This window comes from Vibrio sp. T20 (assembly GCF_007858795.1).
GTDB classification, from domain to species: domain Bacteria; phylum Pseudomonadota; class Gammaproteobacteria; order Enterobacterales; family Vibrionaceae; genus Vibrio; species Vibrio satsumensis.
On the sequence record NZ_VFEB01000091.1, the window covers coordinates 327,738 to 344,416 of the forward strand.

Consider the following 16,679-nt stretch of genomic DNA (forward strand, 5'->3'; position numbering starts at 1 on the left):
GGTTTCAGCAAGGAGGTTTTGATCTTTTTTTGATCAGGAAGTGGGATCTAAGGAAAGTTCTCATGGTTGATGGATAACGTTCGAGAACGCCTACACAGAATGCAAAAAAGCCAGTTCAATGAGGATTGAGCTGGCTTTGTGTTGTTAGAGAAAAAGAATAAATCAGACTACGACAATGGCAACTGACGGATCATCTGCTGAACCTCATTGCCATATTTTATTCGTTGTCGTGTCTCTTCGAGTGCGTACATTTGCGTCTTCTTGGCTGCAGGGTTGGCACTTCGACCTTCCGTAACCATGGTATCCGCTGAAGACTTTTCTTCATCTAATCGCCCAGGTATTGTTTTAACCGATGACCAACCTAAACCACCAATCGAGCGCGCCGTCATTATACCTTGATAGATGGTATAGCCTCGGGCGCCCACTTTGACTTGTCCAAGAAGAATCTTGGTAAACCCACCATGAATGGGAGGAGGTGTGTACGTCATCGTCTTACCGCCCTGCGTCATTCTGGTCGCAATCACCTGCCCCTTAGAGCTGCCTATACGCATAGCTGGGTTCGTTTTAGAGGCCCACGCAAGATTGTACTCACCAGAAGGTCTAATCTTGTTCATCAAACGAGAACCAAGACCGGGCTGCGTGACATCTTCCAATGCCCCACCCGCTCTTACCCAACGTAAGTTCTGAACCGACTTGTAGGCTGAATATCCGCCACTCACCACACCAATGATATCGAATGGAATGGTCGCAATATCGAGTTTATGAGAGATATCCCCATCATCGATAACACCCGAGGCAATTTGTAGCGCACCACTAGTCATACCTGCAATACCACCGATAATACCCGCCGCCAATACTAAGCTAGAACCACCGGTTGGTGCCGCCAATGCAATACCCACAATACCCGCGATCACACCAAAAGCACCAAACAAGATCTTACTGATATTCAGATGTCCACTTGGGTCGGTGAAGTTAATCGGATCGTTATGGCAGTACACATAAGCATTGTGAACCCCCTCATTGAAAGGGGCCAAACTGTCCGGTGCATTGAAGCGCATCAACTTCGGCTGGTAAACGCGATAGCCTTGGCCTAGATGGTAGCCTTGCAGTACAGGATCCAACCACTCGCCATTAAAGCCAATCTCCGAATGAGAGATGGTCATCGACTGCGCCATCGCTAAACGAACCGAAGTCGGAAGCAGTGAGATGCCACCAGCCACCGCTGCAGTTTGACCAATTTTAATCAGGAACTCACGTCGATTAAGTGGGGTAATAAATACCGAGTCTTTATTGTTCATTTGCATTCCCCGCTTGATCACGTTGCCCATATGGAGAGTAACGGTACATAGACCCTGTTTTACCCGATGTATTTGACGCGATTACCGAACCATTTTGATCCGTGGCCAATAACGTGGTTTCCGAGTCCATCTCTGACCATTTAGGTACCCCTTCGTGATAGATATAGTTGGTCAATTTTCCATTTTCTTCTATCGAAGCGAGATCGCCCCATAGATAATCAAAGTGACGAGTTTCAGAAGACGATAGCTGTGCAGACAATCGGTCATTGCTGTCATACTGATAAAGCCATTCAGTATTATCAGCTAGCACACGCTGTAATCGATCGAAGTTGTCATACTCGAGCACTCGACCATCCGCATCTTGAACCATGTTGCCATTCAAGTCGTATTTCACTGTTACCTGACCATCGAGTTGTGGGTGGGAATGAGTGATACGAGTCAACTGGCAAGGATCATCCGATTCATAAAAGTAACGAGCGAAATCCTCAGATTCAGTAGTAACTGTGCGTTGCGTCAGCATGTTACCTAGCTCATCGAAGCTCCAATCAATAGACGTCATAGGCTGAGACCAATCGCTCAGTGGGCCCGCACCGAAGAACTCGACTTTCGTCAACTGAGAGAGGTCATCATAGGTATAGATTTCCGTCAGATTACCTAAAGTTGTACACTCCTTATCACGTGAACTAAGCAGCCCTAGCACGTTATATTCTTGTGATTGCTCAAAGATATAATTATCGTTCAATGCAATAACGCGATTCACCTCACGGCTATATTCATCCCATTCGAGTTCAGTGACTTGGGTTTGACTACCCGATATCAATGTTTCTAATATCACTCTATCAAACTCATCATATTCGTAGTAAACCGTTGTTGAATTTGAACTCAACTTCACTAATCGTCCGAGTTCGTCGTAGCCATATTGGCGAGTGTCCGTGTCACTATCAATTGCAGCGATAACCCCACCATCGGAGTAGCTGTAATAACGAGACTGACCATCATTCACCTCGGCTTCAGGCAAACCTTTAGTCGAGTAGATAATGGTACTTTGATTACCTTCACTGTCCTGACTCCCTGTCGGTAAGCCGGATATTGGGTCATGACTGTAACTAGAAGCCTGCCCATCAGACGACTTAGCACTTAGCACACCCAATTGGCTATCGCGAGTAAATATCCTTGTTGGGGCTGCCATGCTGGTTTCAGTTTCTGGGATATTGCTGCTATCCGCATAAGTCCACGCCAATGAAGCTTGGGGGCTCGCTCCTCTGCGCAGGGAGCGCGGACGTCCCAATCCATCAATATCGCGTTGCCCTAAAGTCACCCCACCAATTTTCAGGTCTACAACTTGTGACTGATCGGTATATTCAGCGTAAGTGATAACTTGATCGACACCGTTCGCTTGAGTCATGCGAACAACACGATCAAAACGGTCGTAGTGGTAATACTTAGATCGAGCGAGAGGATTCGTTTCTTTAATCAATCTTCCCCATGAGTCGTACTCATAATTCCAACTGTTGATGCCTTGCTCTTTTTTCTCTTCTAACCCCCAGCTATTCAGAGAGCTGACCGTCATGGTCAAGCCTTCAATACCTTGAGTTTTCTTACGTGAGGCGAGGTTATTGAACTCGACACGACGTTTTCCATTCGCTAACAGAGTCGCTTTAACCTGATCCCACTCATCGTATTCATAGCTTTCTGTTAACACCACAGGCGCCGATCTGGAATTGCGATCAGGCAACACATCGTAAGTACTCTTACTTTGGAGTCTGCCCAACGCATCGTACATTTTTGTCCATACGACCGAGCTACCAACTTTAGCCTCTAATTCACGTCCTTGACCGTCCCAGCTTTGTTCACACAAGTTGCCTTTGCAATCGGTTAGCAACAAGGTTTGTCGACTCATACCAGTATCAACAATGTATTGATACGAACGGGCTGCACTTCCTTCAATCCGTTCTTCAGTAGTTCTACGAAGCGAATCATAAGTAAATGCACAGCTAACTCCGTCTGAATCGACATGACGCGCGAGTTCTCCAATATCAAGGTAGTGCCCAACCGCAAGATTGGTTTTCGTATTGTCGTGACAGGTCAGCTCTTCGTGTTCTTCAAGGACATCGCTATCCAACTCATAGCGATAGTGAGAAATAGCAGAATACGTGCCGTTAGGATGAAGAATGTCATTTTGGACTGAAGCCAATCGTCCGAAAGAGTAAGTATCACCAGTATCAGTTTGATAAGCGTAATGACTTCTATAGCGTTGAACGTCTTCTTCCAAACTCAGAACCACATCACGATGGCCATTCAGCCCCTCAAGAGAAGCATATTGATAAGAGATCACTCTCTGTTCTGATCCATTGTTGAGCGTACGAGATTTTACGAAATTCACCATGTCAGTAGGCGATGCAGGACAACCTTCCTCACCATTTTTAGCGTAGTATTCGTAACGTTCTGCGATGTCATTCTCATCAACGAACTTAAGCATGTTGCCGTACTCGTCATAGTCCCAAAATCGACTTTGAGCTTGGCTATCCGATCCAGAAAACCAGATTTGTTCCTCTTTACTGATCAAAGAATACTGAGCAGGTTGATCCGAAAACTGTTGGTTATCAATCGCTGGGTATTCCAGCCTTTTCAAATGAACAAGGTTTCCGTTAACCTGTCTAGCTTCTTCAACGAGTAGATGAAATTGATTGTATGTTTGCGCTGTTACAACGGTGCCATTTTCAATTTTTTGGACGCGATAAGTATATTCGTAACCACGCTCAAGCAGGTTATCAAGCCCTTCACTTAATTCACCACCACGTACACCATAACCCATGAAATTGCGGCTATCTGTACCAACACTGTCGTAGGTTGTGGTAATAACTGGCGAATTAAGGGTGAGGACATCGTGTGCAGTAACTGCTGGTAAATAAGTCATTGAGTTGACTCGAATACCATCAGCTTTATATCTCAAACGCTCGGTCAAACCACAAGGGTGATTTACTTCATTGATTAGCGTATATGAACCAATACTTTCATAACCAAAACTATAGCTACCTGCTTGTTCTGGTAAATTGCATTTGACGAGCTTGTTATTGCTAAGAGTAAGACTGAAATAAGCTTCATGGGTGCTGCCAATATTAGTAAAAATATTAACGCGCCCTACCGAAATATACTCGACCCACAACAGTGCGGTCTGTTTGGTTGTTCTATCATCCCAAATTTTATCTAGGCGCTTATTTTGTCCCACGTTGAGCCAAGAAAAGTAGAGAGCATGGCCATTACTTTGAGTGATCTTAATGATGTCGCCATCTTTATCTAAAAGATCAATACGGCCATTTTTATACTTAATTTCATAACCATTCGCGCTAGAAGATACCGAAAAATCGAGCAGTTTCTTGTAGCGAATACTCATTTCGATATTGGCATTTAATTCAGCACGGTAGGACTGTCCATTTGCAAGGTAGAGCTGTTGGTTCTCGATGTCGTATCTTGGGAGATTCAATTTCCAGCCCTTACCGAAACCAAGGTTGTCCGTCGAGTAAGGTGAGAATTGAATGGATATATCGAGGTTTGGTCCCTTAAGCCAGTTACCAATAAGAGAGCCAAGTAAGATTTGATATGAATAGCTTCTGGTTCTTTGGTCTACGCCGCCCGAACAAAAGCTATCAAAGTTAAAAGCGTTTGAAGTCCAATTAGACATAAATTTCCCCTAAAGTGAATGAGTTAGCTCAAAGTGGATGAGCTAACTCTGTTTTATCTGGATGTTATTGGCTAACGAGATTCCAATGGGTGTAATCCCATTTCTGGCCGCCACCAGTAAATTCACTTTGAGGATAAATAAGCTTTAGTGGTCCTTTATTTCCGTATTGGTCAAATACAGTAAATCGGTACTCTTTTTGAGAATCATTGTTCGATGTCCCGCTATTTGAATAAAGCAATTGGCTCAGAGTCACTGATCTTAGTTGCTGGTTAACTCGCCATACCGCCGTGCGACCTTCGCCAGCGGCGCTATTCCAAACATATTCATCAGATACATTACGCTCTGACCCTGGAGCGAACACATAACCTTTCACTGAACGAAAGCCATTAGTGCAATCTGAATAACAACCTAACCACTCATCGTTTAGGAACACCTTATCGCTGTCCGACTCGTCGAAGTTATCCATAGCAACCTCGACCAGTTTCACTGAAGTATCTTTGGGCGTCACATAGAAGTTATACATCTCAGCTTTTTCGAAATAGAACCCATCAGCGTTACTCTCTTCCCATACCTTGTCACCTTCTCCAATCTCTGAAAAGTCGGCGGCACTATAGGACTTAGGCTGTACGCTTTGATAGAAGGCACTTGATTCATTTGGATAAGCGCAGCTGTCGTAGTAGTTATTGTCATATTGGCTACCAGTATTGAATTTAACTTTCATACAAACTTCACGATGCAGAGCTACCTCATTGCTATAAACCCAAGCGGTTAATTTGGTATCAGATGCTGAAACCCGAGACGTTGGTAGCCCCTTAGAGTACCCATAACTGCTCCCCATTTGGTGAGAATAGTCATTTGGGTTCAATGTATACCCCCAACAATCTCTTCCATAGGTACAGTCTTTATCTTTGCCTAACTCTTGTTCGCTATTCTTAAGGTAAAAAGATATCGCTCCCTCTAAGTCACTCTTAGATACGGTCACTGGTCTGCCGTAACTATCTGCGAAGGAAACAGAAACACTGAGTTTTGACTGCATTCTCCCGTTAGCATAAAAAGGCATTGGCACACCGTTGCTTTCGTTGTGATCAGCCGTTAAATCTTCGTCTACCACATGATAGTCGCCGTTAATTGCAGCAACACTTACATTAGAAAAAACACACGCTGACATTGCTATTAACAATGACTTATTCATCGACAACTTCATAGTGTTGACCCTACATATTATTCGTTAAGAAATTAAAGAAAAGACAACGTTATCGCTGGATATGACAATTTTTTTATAATTAAACTAGCCATAAGGTCTTTGCCTTATTTTTAAATTTATATTATCAAATATTAAAAGTGTCATTATCTATTCTGATAACCATTGTTTATACGCCATTTAATTGATTAAACAGACAGCGCTAATTTAATTAATCACTTCATCAATGTAAAATTTCGAAACCTTCTTGGCCCGAACCACACCACAAAACTCAATGAAAAACTATACCCATAAAAAACAACAAGTTAACATGTTTAGTGTGACGTTATTTCAAGTTTATTCATGTAATAACCATGCTCAGAATCGAGAGGGCATTACTTTTTATAAAAATAAGTATGTTTATTTGCTGTGACTCGCATCGTTACACCACCTTACTGTTAATACTATCACTGATTTTACATTGTTTTTATATTAACAAGAACTATTCGAGATAATTACCCTTATTAATAAAAAGGTAATATTCATAATTCAGTTTATTTCCTCAGAATTTACCGAGTTCGTTAATTACGTCAAAATATGAAAATCACCGTAAAATCACTACTGTGTTCATTTATTAAACGAGAAGGTGATAATTTATATGCTTTTATCTAATTCCTATTAATATAAATAATGAAAAGCTAATATATTGAGTGGCAATGGCCAACAGGTTCTGAATTTCTGTTGTTGATATTGGTGGGTGTGATCTCGTCCATCGGCCAATGGTTTGGCGTGACAGCCTACAAATGGGGAGAAGCTAACGTGGTATCTAATGTTGAATATTCGCAGATGATCTACTCAATGATTCTTGGTTACTTGTTATTCGCTGAATTACCAAACACCTTAGCGTTGATTGGCGCAGCGGTGATCGTTTTCAGTGCTGTTATGCCTTTTGTAATCAAGCTTAAGAAAGGCCTGTAATTCACGATTCAATTCGGCCCTACACATTTGATAGGGGCATTTGTTATCTCTGAATTAAAGCTTGTTCTCAATGCTGTTCAAAATACTGATCATGTTGTGATTTGCCAGATTGATCTTGGCTTCCAGGATAGAACTGTACGAGCGTCTGGTCGGCGAGTGTAAGGTGAATCCAACCTTCCTTGACTCTCAGCCAATTAGTTCCGTTTGTTTCATAGACGCTAGGAAATTTACCCCAGCCAGACTCAGTAACCTGTAGCTCTTGGAAGCGGTCAATCGGTGGTAGTTGATTACTTTCGAAGTTAGCTTCGCTATAAACAAACAACGGTTCAATGGCATCGTTTGGCTTAAACGTATAACAGCTCACGAAAGCGGATGTGCGATCAAACCATTGGTAGGGCTGTGCTCCTCTGAGATCATAAACCGTGCAGTCGTTAAATTTAAGAGCCCACTCTTGATGAGCTTTAAAGCCGAGATACCCTATTGGATTCAATGATTCAGACTTAGCATCAGTCTCTTTCTTATGTACCAGATCTGAGGTAGCACACCCCATAAGCCCAAGACTAAAAAGAAAAGTCAAAGCGTGCTTCTTCATTGTCATACCTCAGTTCCACTCGTAGATGAGTAACTCAATTAAGTCTCTACATTAAACGGTAAGTTCCAATCGATTACCATCAGGATCGAGTACACAGCTCTCATAATAGCCATCTCCAGTTCTTCTTGGGCCATCTAAGCGTTCATAACCATCTTCAATCAAACGTTTAGTGAGTTCATCCACCGCTTGCTCTGATCCTAGAGAAATTGCCATATGGATGAAGCCGGTAAACTGATCATAGAGGTCATCTTTCGATTCAGGAACCGAGTCCATTTCCATGATCTCTAGACGACTTCCTGTTTCGAAAGAGAGGAAGTATGAAGAGAAACCTTTAGTTGGGTTATGGTATTTTGAGTTCGATGTCGCGCCGAAATAGTCTTCATAAAATCGTTTCAACACTTCGAGTTGTTTGGTCCAAATTGCGATGTGTTCAATCTTCATTTTGTTCACCTAAGTTTGATGTATAACGCTAGATTACTCATCAAATCAGGATCAATAAACAGAACGAAATCAATCAAATCTATTCCTATTTAAGAGCTCGAACCTATACCGACAGTTGCCAATGTTAAGATCTAAGTTTGTGTAATACTTAGCTTTGATTCATAGTCGGTGTTTTACATATTCAGAGGTTCATGCTGTGAGCTTTATAAAACTAATTATCCTCGCTGCAATATGGGGTGGTTCATTTCTTTTCATGAGAATCGCAGCTAGCCCTTTGGGCCCAGCTGTCCTAATTGAAGCCCGAGTTCTGTGCGCAGCAGTCACTCTACTCTTGGTTTCTTTTTATCTGAAAAGGAAGCTCTCTTTTAATACTCATTCGAAACACTTTTTCATTCTTGGCTTGTTTAACACCGCGCTTCCTTTTTTGTGTTTCGCTTATGCAGCTCAAACTTTGAATGCTTCAACCCTTGCGATTTTGAACTCTACGGCACCGATATGGGCGGCAATCATTGGTGCGATATGGACCAAAACGGCACTTGAAAGAAAGGTAATACTCGGGTTAGGTATCGGTGTCACGGGTGTATGTGTATTAGTCGGTTGGGATGCGATGAACATAGGCCAAGAAGCCATTGTTCCTATATTTGCAGCCGTTATGGCCGCATTTAGCTACGGTATTGCGTCTAACTACACCAAAACAGCACCTAAGGTTGAAGCCTTCAATAACGCCCACGGCAGCATGTGGGCAGCGGTGTTAATCGTATTGCCATTTGTGTTTTTCATGCCAATGCGAGAAGCTCCCGATCTCACGATCACCACATCGGTCATCTTGCTCGGCGCGGTTTGTACTGGTTTAGCCTACCTGCTTTATTTCAACCTCATTAATGAACTTGGTGCGCCTTCAGCACTATCAGTGACCTTCTTGATTCCAGTATTTGGTATTCTTTGGGGCAATTTGTTCTTAAACGAAGCAATCGGCATCAACACGATCATTGGTTCGATTCTTGTTATCACAGGCACCATGTTAGTGACAGGAATGTCGCCAATGAAAATGCTCAAAGCCGCTCGTCAAAAACGCGCGCAATAAGCAGGTTGAACCCAAAAATCTTAATTAAAATTCTGATGTAACAGAGACAAAAACGGCTTCCAAATGGAGGCCGTTTTTTATTGAATCGTTAACAGCTTTGAGAACTCGTCATGTATTGCTGAATTTTGGTTCTTAACCATTGATGTGCCGGGTTTAAGTCTGTTCGTTTATGCCAAATCATATACTGCTTCATGGGCAAGACCTCAAACGGCTGGTCGAGCACTTGCAATTGGAATCGCTCCGCAAACTGATTAGCAAAATCACGAGACGTGCTACCAACACAGTCAGAGCCAGAGACCAACACACACATCGTCATCAATGAATCACATTCGGAGCTGACTTTTCGCTGTTGTATCGGGCTTTTCGTAAAGTAATCTGCGGTATAAAGGCGAGAACGACGCATTCTGAAGGTGATGTGTTTCTCATGATAATACTGCTCTTCCGTCACCGATCCATCAATCCTTGGGTGCCCTTTCTTTGCGATCAACACGAGCTCATCTTCGATCACTTGCTGGTTCATATAACCATTCACTTGTGGATAGTGAATATCGATCGCTAAGTCGGCTTGTTGCATGCTCAAACTCTGCAGCAGATCTTCTTCATTGCTTGGCACCATATTGAATTCAATTGAGATGTTACCAAGCGTATCGTCCTTTTCCACAAGGGGCTGAAGCTTGGTTAAACCGATCTCGTTGACCAAAATTCGAAACACATGATGCTGCTGATTATCGAACTGCTTTAGCGTGCTGACCGCGCTGGTTATCCCGTCCAATGCGGGTTCTACACGTAACGCCAATTGCATAGCTGCATTGGTCGGCGTTATACCTCTACCTTCTCGAATAAAAAGGTCTGTACCCAATTGTGCTTGCAGCCGTTTCAAAGCGCCACTAACTCCAGGTTGAGTCATACCAAGAGATTCTGATGCTAACGTGATCGACTTTAATCGATACACTTCCAAAAACACGCTCAGTAAATTTAGATCTAACTTTTCAACATCACTCACGGTCACTCTCCATGTTTAGGGCACTCGCATTGGTTATGCGACAAGCTTTGCGCTTCAATCTGCTACTTTTAAGCACACAACACATAACAGTTCGTGATGTGTTAAATAAAGCTTACTTTATTTTTTGCTATATGTCTTATTCCTATAATCGCCTCAACGAAACAAAATTCTGAAATGAAGAGGCTCTTATGACAACTTCTCGCACGTTCAAAAACGCATCACTATTCCTAGCTATCTCACTCGCATTCCCTGCAGTTGCAGCTAACCATGATCACGCACACTTCAGCGAAATTGGTGACCAAGGTGGCAAAAGCGCAACCGAGATGACGACCAAAGCAAACCAAGAGTTCGCAAAAACACTTAACTTTGCCGACACTCGCGCTTTCGACAATAACAACAAGGGACTGATTGCTAGCTTTGATCAAGAGACGGGCGACATCATCCGTAACAGCTTTAACTTCATCGATCCAAGTGTTTCAAATGCAGACAAAGCGCCAGATTCAGTCAACCCATCACTATGGCGACAAGCGGTATTGAACCAAGCCGCAGAAGGTTTATATGAAGTTGTTCCGGGTAAGGTTTATCAGGTTCGCGGCGCCGATTTAGCTTCGATTTCTTTCATCCGTACTGACAATGGCTGGATCGCTTATGACGTTCTACTAACCAAAGAAGCAGCAGAGAAGTCACTAAAGTTCTTCCAAAAGAATGTTCCTAATGGTGGCAACTTACCAATCGTTGCGATGATCTATTCGCACTCACACGCCGATCACTTCGGTGGTGCTCGCGCAATTAAAGACGCGTACCCAGATGTAAAAGTATATGGCTCAAAGAACATCACTAAAGAAATCGTAGATGAAAACGTGCTGGCTGGTAATGCAATGTCTCGCCGTACCGCTTATCAATATGGTGCAACACTGAATCGCCATGAACACGGTATTGTCGATGCTGCGCTGGCAAAAGGCTTATCGACGGGTAGCATTACCTACGTATTGCCAGACTACGAACTGAATCACAACGAAGAAATTGAAACTCTGGTTATCGACGGTTTAGAGTTGCAATTTATGGATGCATCGGGCACTGAAGCTGCCTCTGAGATGGTGACTTATATCCCGAGCATGAAAGCACTATGGACGGGTGAACTGACTTACCAAGGTATGCACAACCTGTATACCCTACGCGGCGCGAAGGTTCGTGATGGTTTGAAGTGGTCTAAGAAAATCAACGAAATGCTAGTGACTTGGGGTGAAGAAACTGAAGTGTTGTTTGCTTCTCACTCATCGCCAATTTGGGGCGAACAAGAAATCTCTGACTACCTAAAAATGCAGCGTGACGCTTACGGTTTCACTCATAACCAAACGCTTCGCTTAGCTAACAACGGTGTGGTTCTGCAAGACATCGGTGATGAGATCTACAAAGTAATGCCAGACAGTATTCAACAGTCTTGGCACACCAATGGTTACCACGGTACTTACTCGCACAATGCCCGCGCTGTGTACAACATGTACCTTGGCTACTTCGACATGAACCCAGCGAATCTGAACCCGCTACAGATTCACCCAGAGTCGGTTAAGTTTGTTGAATACATGGGCGGCAGCGATGCCGTAATTGAAAAAGCGCAGCAAGACTATCAAGAAGGTGAATACCGCTTCGTTGCGACAGCATTGAACAAAGTAATTCAAGCTGAACCAGACAACAAAGTTGCACGTGGCCTATTGGCAGATACTTACGAACAGTTAGGTTACCAATCAGAAGGTGCTGGTTGGAGAAACATCTACCTAACGGGCGCTCAAGAGCTTCGCATTGGCACACAACCGGGCGCACCAAAAACCGCGTCGCCGGACGTACTAGCTAACATGACCATCGAAAACTTGTTGGATTACTTAGCTGTAAAAGTGGATTCACTAAAAGCGCAAGAAACACCATTTACCATGAATATTCAGCTGCCTGACGTGAAAGAGTTCTACTACGTGGAGATGTCGAACGGTAACCTGAACAACATTCAAGTGAGTGAACTGCAAGATGCCGATACGACACTGATCATCAATAAGTCAGACGTGTCTGACATTGTATTGAAGAAAACAACACTCAATAAACTGTTAGAAGATGGCCAAGCAGGCGTGAAAGGTGACAAATCATCTCTGAACAAATTGCTGTCTTCACTGACTGAAGCTGACACCTCGTTTGAGATTGTACCTCGCCCAAGTAAAGGCGAAGAGGTGGATGCCGAGCTATACCAAGATTCAGCGGTACACGCTCATTAAGCAGCTCTAATGTAGAATAATTACAACGTCAAACTGGCTTAAATAGGCCGAAACAAGGCTAATTACGACCAAGCCTCAACCATTAAATCGGTTGAGGCTTTTTTGATTTTAGCTTTATTCGATATCAAGAAAATTAAATGAGAAACCCCACTCACAGTACTCAATAAGCATTTAGAAAATCTTCTTATCAAGCCCAGAAAAACAGTACTGTATTTGTTAAACCACACCCTTATTTCACGGTTTCTCAATAGCAATACACATCCGTACTTTCTATATCTCAGCATGTGAAGTAGTAGAAACTTTGTGCAATCAAACTTTGTTATAAAAGTTGTCCGGACTCTTTATTCAAGGAAGGAAGATGCGAAAAAAGATCATGATTACAGGTGCGACAGATGGTATCGGTTTAGAGACCGCGAAAATGTTAGCCCAACAAGGGCATCACATCCTTATCCATGGACGTAACCCAACAAAACTCAGCAAAGTAGAAACAGGCCTTTCTCGATTATCCAAGGATGCGATTATCGAAAGTTATGTTGCCGATCTCTCTTCTCTTTCAGAAGTTGAAGCCCTCGCCAACCAAGTAAAATCGGAGCATGAAAAGCTCGATGTACTCATTAACAATGCTGGCGTATACAAGGTTTCAGAAGTCACCACCTCAGACAACCTTGATGTACGCTTTGTTGTGAACACCATTGCACCTTACCTACTGACACAGAAGCTGCTCCCTCTTTTTGATGCGACAGGTCGTATCGTCAACCTATCTTCAGCAGCCCAATCAACCGTAAATTTAGAAGCGCTTATCAGTTCGAACGCAGGCAAACTAGATGGCCCAGTTTACGCGCAAAGTAAGCTCGCGCTGACGATGTGGTCTATCGAATTGGCCAACACTCTATTAGATAATGGACCTTCGGTGATCCCGGTGAACCCTGCTTCTTTCCTCGGCAGTAAATTGGTCAAAGAAGCTTATGGCGTGGACGGGAATGATCTGGCGATTGGAGCCGATATCCTGTGTCGCGCTGCACTCAGTGAAGAGTTTGCCAACGCATCAGGAAAGTATTTTGATAATGATTCGGGGTTATTCAAAGACCCTCATGCCGATGCATTGAATCCCGCTAAAAACCGTAAATTAGTGGAAGCGCTTGACCGGTTGCTAGAAGAGAAATTGTGCGTGGCACCCAGTTGATTCTGGTAGACACATAGCATCACACATACTTGATGAAAGCTTGGCTTAACTGCTGAAAGAGTGAGTCTATGCTGGGCAAGGGTGTCACATGCTCGGACAACGGAGTATGAACCTGCGCATCGACCACGGTTGGGTTGCCGCAAACTTGATTATAAAAGTTCACGGGGGCAACGATGTGCTCTAAGTCAGCGTCTAGCAAGATACAGGCTTGCGAAAGTACGATTTGACCGCCCCCGCGTTTAAGCAAAACACGCTGAGCCGTACCCACTATTTTTTGTTTATTGATGTTGAGGTTGTAATCGCCATCGCAATAAGAACCTGGGGTTGCATGAACATCCACATCGACGCCCAGCTCTTTAAAAAACATCGTTAATACATTGCACAAATGTAGATACGCTTTTTGAATACTGTAGGCTTCATCACGAGGCCAATGATAAATGTGCGATAGGTTAATGACACCCGGCAGTTGGGGAACGGGAGCGCCACCGGTTTTACGCGAACAGAGTTGCCAGCCTTGGTCGTCGAGCTGTGCTTGAGACTGCACCGTCACTGGCCACTTTTTACCTGCAGGCAAAACCAGTGTTGGCGTTTTGGCTTGCCACAACATTAAGGCTTGTCCAATCTCACCGGCCTGAATTTGCTGTAAGAGCTCGTCTTCTTTTTCAAACGCACGATCAACATCAATGTGCGGGTAACGCACGAGTTTATTCGTTAACTTCAATGCACTTTTCCTCTACAACTTGTTGTGTTCGAATTATTCACAGGCCCCAGTAATTAATAATATATCCCCCAAATCCAATACAACATAGCGCCAGAGGCACAATATCTTATTATTCCTATTTATGCGGGATCGACTTAGTTAAAACCCTTCCGTTTGGATAGCTTTAGTCAAGCAAGGTTGTCTGATATGGTGGCGGCAGAACTTCAGCAATTGTTTAGATAGTATTAAATATGAAAACACTCACCATACTTGATGGCGGCATGGGCCGAGAGCTCAAAGAAATTGGAGCGCCGTTCTCGCAGCCTCTTTGGAGCGCTCAAGCGCTGATGGAAGCCCCTGATTTTGTTAGCCAAGCACACCAAAACTTTGTCGACGCAGGCGCTGAAATCATAATTACCAACAGCTATGCGTGTGTGCCTTTTCACTTAGGCGAAGAGCTTTTTATACAAAGAGGCTTTGAGCTAGCGGCGCTTTCTGGCGAACTGGCTAAAGCTGTAGCGGACAAGGCTCCTCACACTGTACAAGTCGCAGGTGCGATTCCACCGCCATTTGGCAGCTACCGACCAGACTTATTTAAGGTCGAAGAGGCCGCGCCAATCATCCAAACGCTTTACGATGCACAAGATCCAAATATCGACCTTTGGATAGCAGAAACCATCTGTAGCCTGCAAGAATTCGAATCCATTCATTCGGTACTCAAGCAGTCAGATAAACCTTGTTACTACGCATTCAGTTTGGAAGATACCAAGGGCGATTGTGCCAATATTCGTTCTGGCGAGAGCGTAACAGACGCCATCAAACTGGCCTGCAAATCAAACGCAAAAGGCATTATGTTTAACTGCTCAGTGCCTGAAGTGATGGATCAAGCCATTATTGACGCTAAGAAAGTGTTCAATGAGCTAGGTATCAGCTTAGAAATCGGTGTCTACGCGAACAACTTTGCGCCTATCAGCAGCGAACATGAAGCGAATGATATGCTTCAAGAAATGCGCGAGCTGGATGGCCAAGGTTACTTAGCTTACGCCAAACGCTGGCACACATTGGGCGCGAATATCGTCGGTGGTTGTTGTGGTATCGGGCCCAAACACATTAAAGCCCTAGCCGATTGGAAGCTCTCCATACAGAGCTAAGCCAGAGCTTCAACTAGAATAAAATAAATAGAGAACAGATTGAGAAATCTGTTCTCTATTTGTATGTGACGTCTCTGAGTACACTGATACAAAACAACGATTTGGAGCAACTGATGAGCAACACGCAACGCAAGATCAAATGGGGCATAGCCGGGCTAGGTAATATCGCCAATAGATTCGCAACAGCAGTCACAGAACACTCTCTGCATGGTGAGTTGTATGCTGTTGCTGCAAGAGATCACTCTCGCGCAGCCACGTTCGCCAACAAGTTTAGTTGCGCCAAGGCTTATGGCTCTTATGAAGCTATGGCTAAGGATCCAGACGTCGAAGCAGTGTACATTGCCACGGTTCATCCTTATCACAAGCCTCTAGCCGAACTGTTTCTGAGCCATAAAAAACACGTATTGGTAGAAAAGCCCGCCTTTACCAACCTTGGTGATTGGTTAGAAATGAAAGCCCTTGCGAAGCAACATGGTGTGATGCTACTAGAGGCAATGAAGACTGTCGTGTTCCCAGCCTATCGCGAGCTTACATCGTTTTTAATCGACAACCAGATTAAGATTGATTCGATAGAAGCCAGCTTTGGCAATGAACACGACTATAACCCAGAGCTGTTTATCTTCAACCCAGATTTAGCGGGCGGAGCAACGCTTGATGTTGGGGTGTATGGACTATGGTTTTTCTACGATTTGTGCCGCACGCTTGGGGTTGCGCCTTCTATCCCTCAAGTAGAGATGTCGAGCCTCTATGAAGAATCAAATGTTGATACCGATTCATGCTTCCAGTTCTCTGGAGAAATCAGCGCGACCATATCGGCTTCAACGGTGCGCAATCTGCCACGCGCTGCGCGATTAATTGGCCCAGACATCACCATCACAATTCAAGAGAAGTGGTGGAACCCTGCCTACATCGAGATCGAATACCGGAATGAAACCTTCACTATTCAACACCCGATTGAGGGCAATGGGTTCGAATATCAAATCGAGCACTTCTCGCAACTTCTATTAGAAGGCAAACTTGAGTCTGATATCCTAAGCTCAAAGATAAGTGCACAGGTTCTTGCAACCATGGAAAAAGCACTCGCTGATGCAGGCTACCAACACTTAACTCAACCTAACATTTAGGA

The 16,679-nt window shown here is 43.9% G+C and carries 13 protein-coding genes; 6 read left to right on the forward strand and 7 right to left on the reverse strand.

The annotated features are described in order from the left end of the window. Positions 1-167 precede the first annotated feature (167 nt). The 3 genes from FTW16_RS11040 to FTW16_RS11050 all read right to left on the reverse strand — a co-directional run bounded on the left by FTW16_RS11040 (position 168) and on the right by FTW16_RS11050 (position 6,172). Complete coding sequence (locus FTW16_RS11040; RefSeq protein ID WP_017081371.1) at positions 168-1,298, reverse strand: RHS repeat-associated core domain-containing protein; 1,131 nt, start codon at positions 1,296-1,298, stop codon at positions 168-170. Next, on the reverse strand, positions 1,288-4,980 hold the full coding sequence (locus FTW16_RS11045) for an RHS repeat protein (protein WP_146491090.1): 3,693 nt from the start codon (positions 4,978-4,980) through the stop codon (positions 1,288-1,290). Before FTW16_RS11045 ends, FTW16_RS11040 begins: the two co-directional genes overlap by 11 nt. Positions 4,981-5,044: 64 nt before the next feature. Next, the gene (locus FTW16_RS11050) at positions 5,045-6,172 is read right to left on the reverse strand and encodes a hypothetical protein (RefSeq protein WP_146491091.1); all 1,128 of its coding nucleotides are present in this window, start codon (positions 6,170-6,172) and stop codon (positions 5,045-5,047) included. A gap of 693 nt (positions 6,173-6,865) precedes the next feature. Between FTW16_RS11050 and FTW16_RS11055 the strand changes: the two genes are divergently transcribed. Then, positions 6,866-7,138, forward strand: coding sequence for an EamA family transporter (locus tag FTW16_RS11055; RefSeq protein ID WP_261383441.1), 273 nt, complete (start codon positions 6,866-6,868; stop codon positions 7,136-7,138). Positions 7,139-7,205: 67 nt separating this feature from the next. Here the strand turns inward: FTW16_RS11055 and FTW16_RS11060 are convergent, their stop codons facing one another. Both FTW16_RS11060 and FTW16_RS11065 read right to left on the reverse strand, forming a co-directional pair. Further along, a complete protein-coding gene (locus FTW16_RS11060) occupies positions 7,206-7,730 on the reverse strand; it encodes a hypothetical protein (RefSeq protein WP_146491190.1) in 525 nt (174 codons plus the stop codon). A gap of 51 nt (positions 7,731-7,781) precedes the next feature. Continuing rightward, positions 7,782-8,171, reverse strand: a complete 390-nt coding sequence (locus tag FTW16_RS11065) for a VOC family protein (RefSeq protein ID WP_146491092.1) — start codon at positions 8,169-8,171, stop codon at positions 7,782-7,784. Positions 8,172-8,367: 196 nt separating this feature from the next. Here FTW16_RS11065 and FTW16_RS11070 point away from each other — a divergent pair, with 196 nt between their 5' ends. After that, the gene (locus FTW16_RS11070) at positions 8,368-9,255 is read left to right on the forward strand and encodes a DMT family transporter (protein ID WP_146491093.1); all 888 of its coding nucleotides are present in this window, start codon (positions 8,368-8,370) and stop codon (positions 9,253-9,255) included. Between the two features lie 88 nt (positions 9,256-9,343). On the opposite strand, the gene FTW16_RS11075 is transcribed toward FTW16_RS11070, so the two are convergent. Then, positions 9,344-10,258 carry a LysR family transcriptional regulator gene (locus FTW16_RS11075; RefSeq protein ID WP_146491094.1) on the reverse strand — a complete coding sequence of 305 codons (915 nt, stop codon included), beginning with the start codon at positions 10,256-10,258 and terminating at the stop codon, positions 9,344-9,346. Between the two features lie 188 nt (positions 10,259-10,446). On the opposite strand from FTW16_RS11075, the gene FTW16_RS11080 reads away from it, so the two are divergent. Continuing rightward, positions 10,447-12,519 (forward strand): alkyl/aryl-sulfatase, encoded by a 2,073-nt coding sequence (locus FTW16_RS11080; protein WP_146491095.1) that lies wholly within the window; start codon positions 10,447-10,449, stop codon positions 12,517-12,519. 358 nt (positions 12,520-12,877) lie between these two features. Further along, the gene (locus FTW16_RS11085) at positions 12,878-13,702 is read left to right on the forward strand and encodes an SDR family NAD(P)-dependent oxidoreductase (protein ID WP_146491096.1); all 825 of its coding nucleotides are present in this window, start codon (positions 12,878-12,880) and stop codon (positions 13,700-13,702) included. A 19-nt stretch (positions 13,703-13,721) separates the two neighbouring features. Here the strand turns inward: FTW16_RS11085 and FTW16_RS11090 are convergent, their stop codons facing one another. Beyond that, the gene (locus tag FTW16_RS11090; RefSeq protein WP_146491097.1) at positions 13,722-14,423 is read right to left on the reverse strand and encodes a biotin/lipoate A/B protein ligase family protein; all 702 of its coding nucleotides are present in this window, start codon (positions 14,421-14,423) and stop codon (positions 13,722-13,724) included. A gap of 230 nt (positions 14,424-14,653) precedes the next feature. Here FTW16_RS11090 and FTW16_RS11095 point away from each other — a divergent pair, with 230 nt between their 5' ends. Then, entirely contained in the window at positions 14,654-15,553 is a 900-nt protein-coding gene (locus FTW16_RS11095; RefSeq protein WP_146491098.1) for a homocysteine S-methyltransferase family protein, read from the forward strand. A 113-nt stretch (positions 15,554-15,666) separates the two neighbouring features. Further along, a complete protein-coding gene (locus FTW16_RS11100; protein WP_146491099.1) occupies positions 15,667-16,677 on the forward strand; it encodes a Gfo/Idh/MocA family protein in 1,011 nt (336 codons plus the stop codon). Positions 16,678-16,679 lie beyond the last annotated feature (2 nt).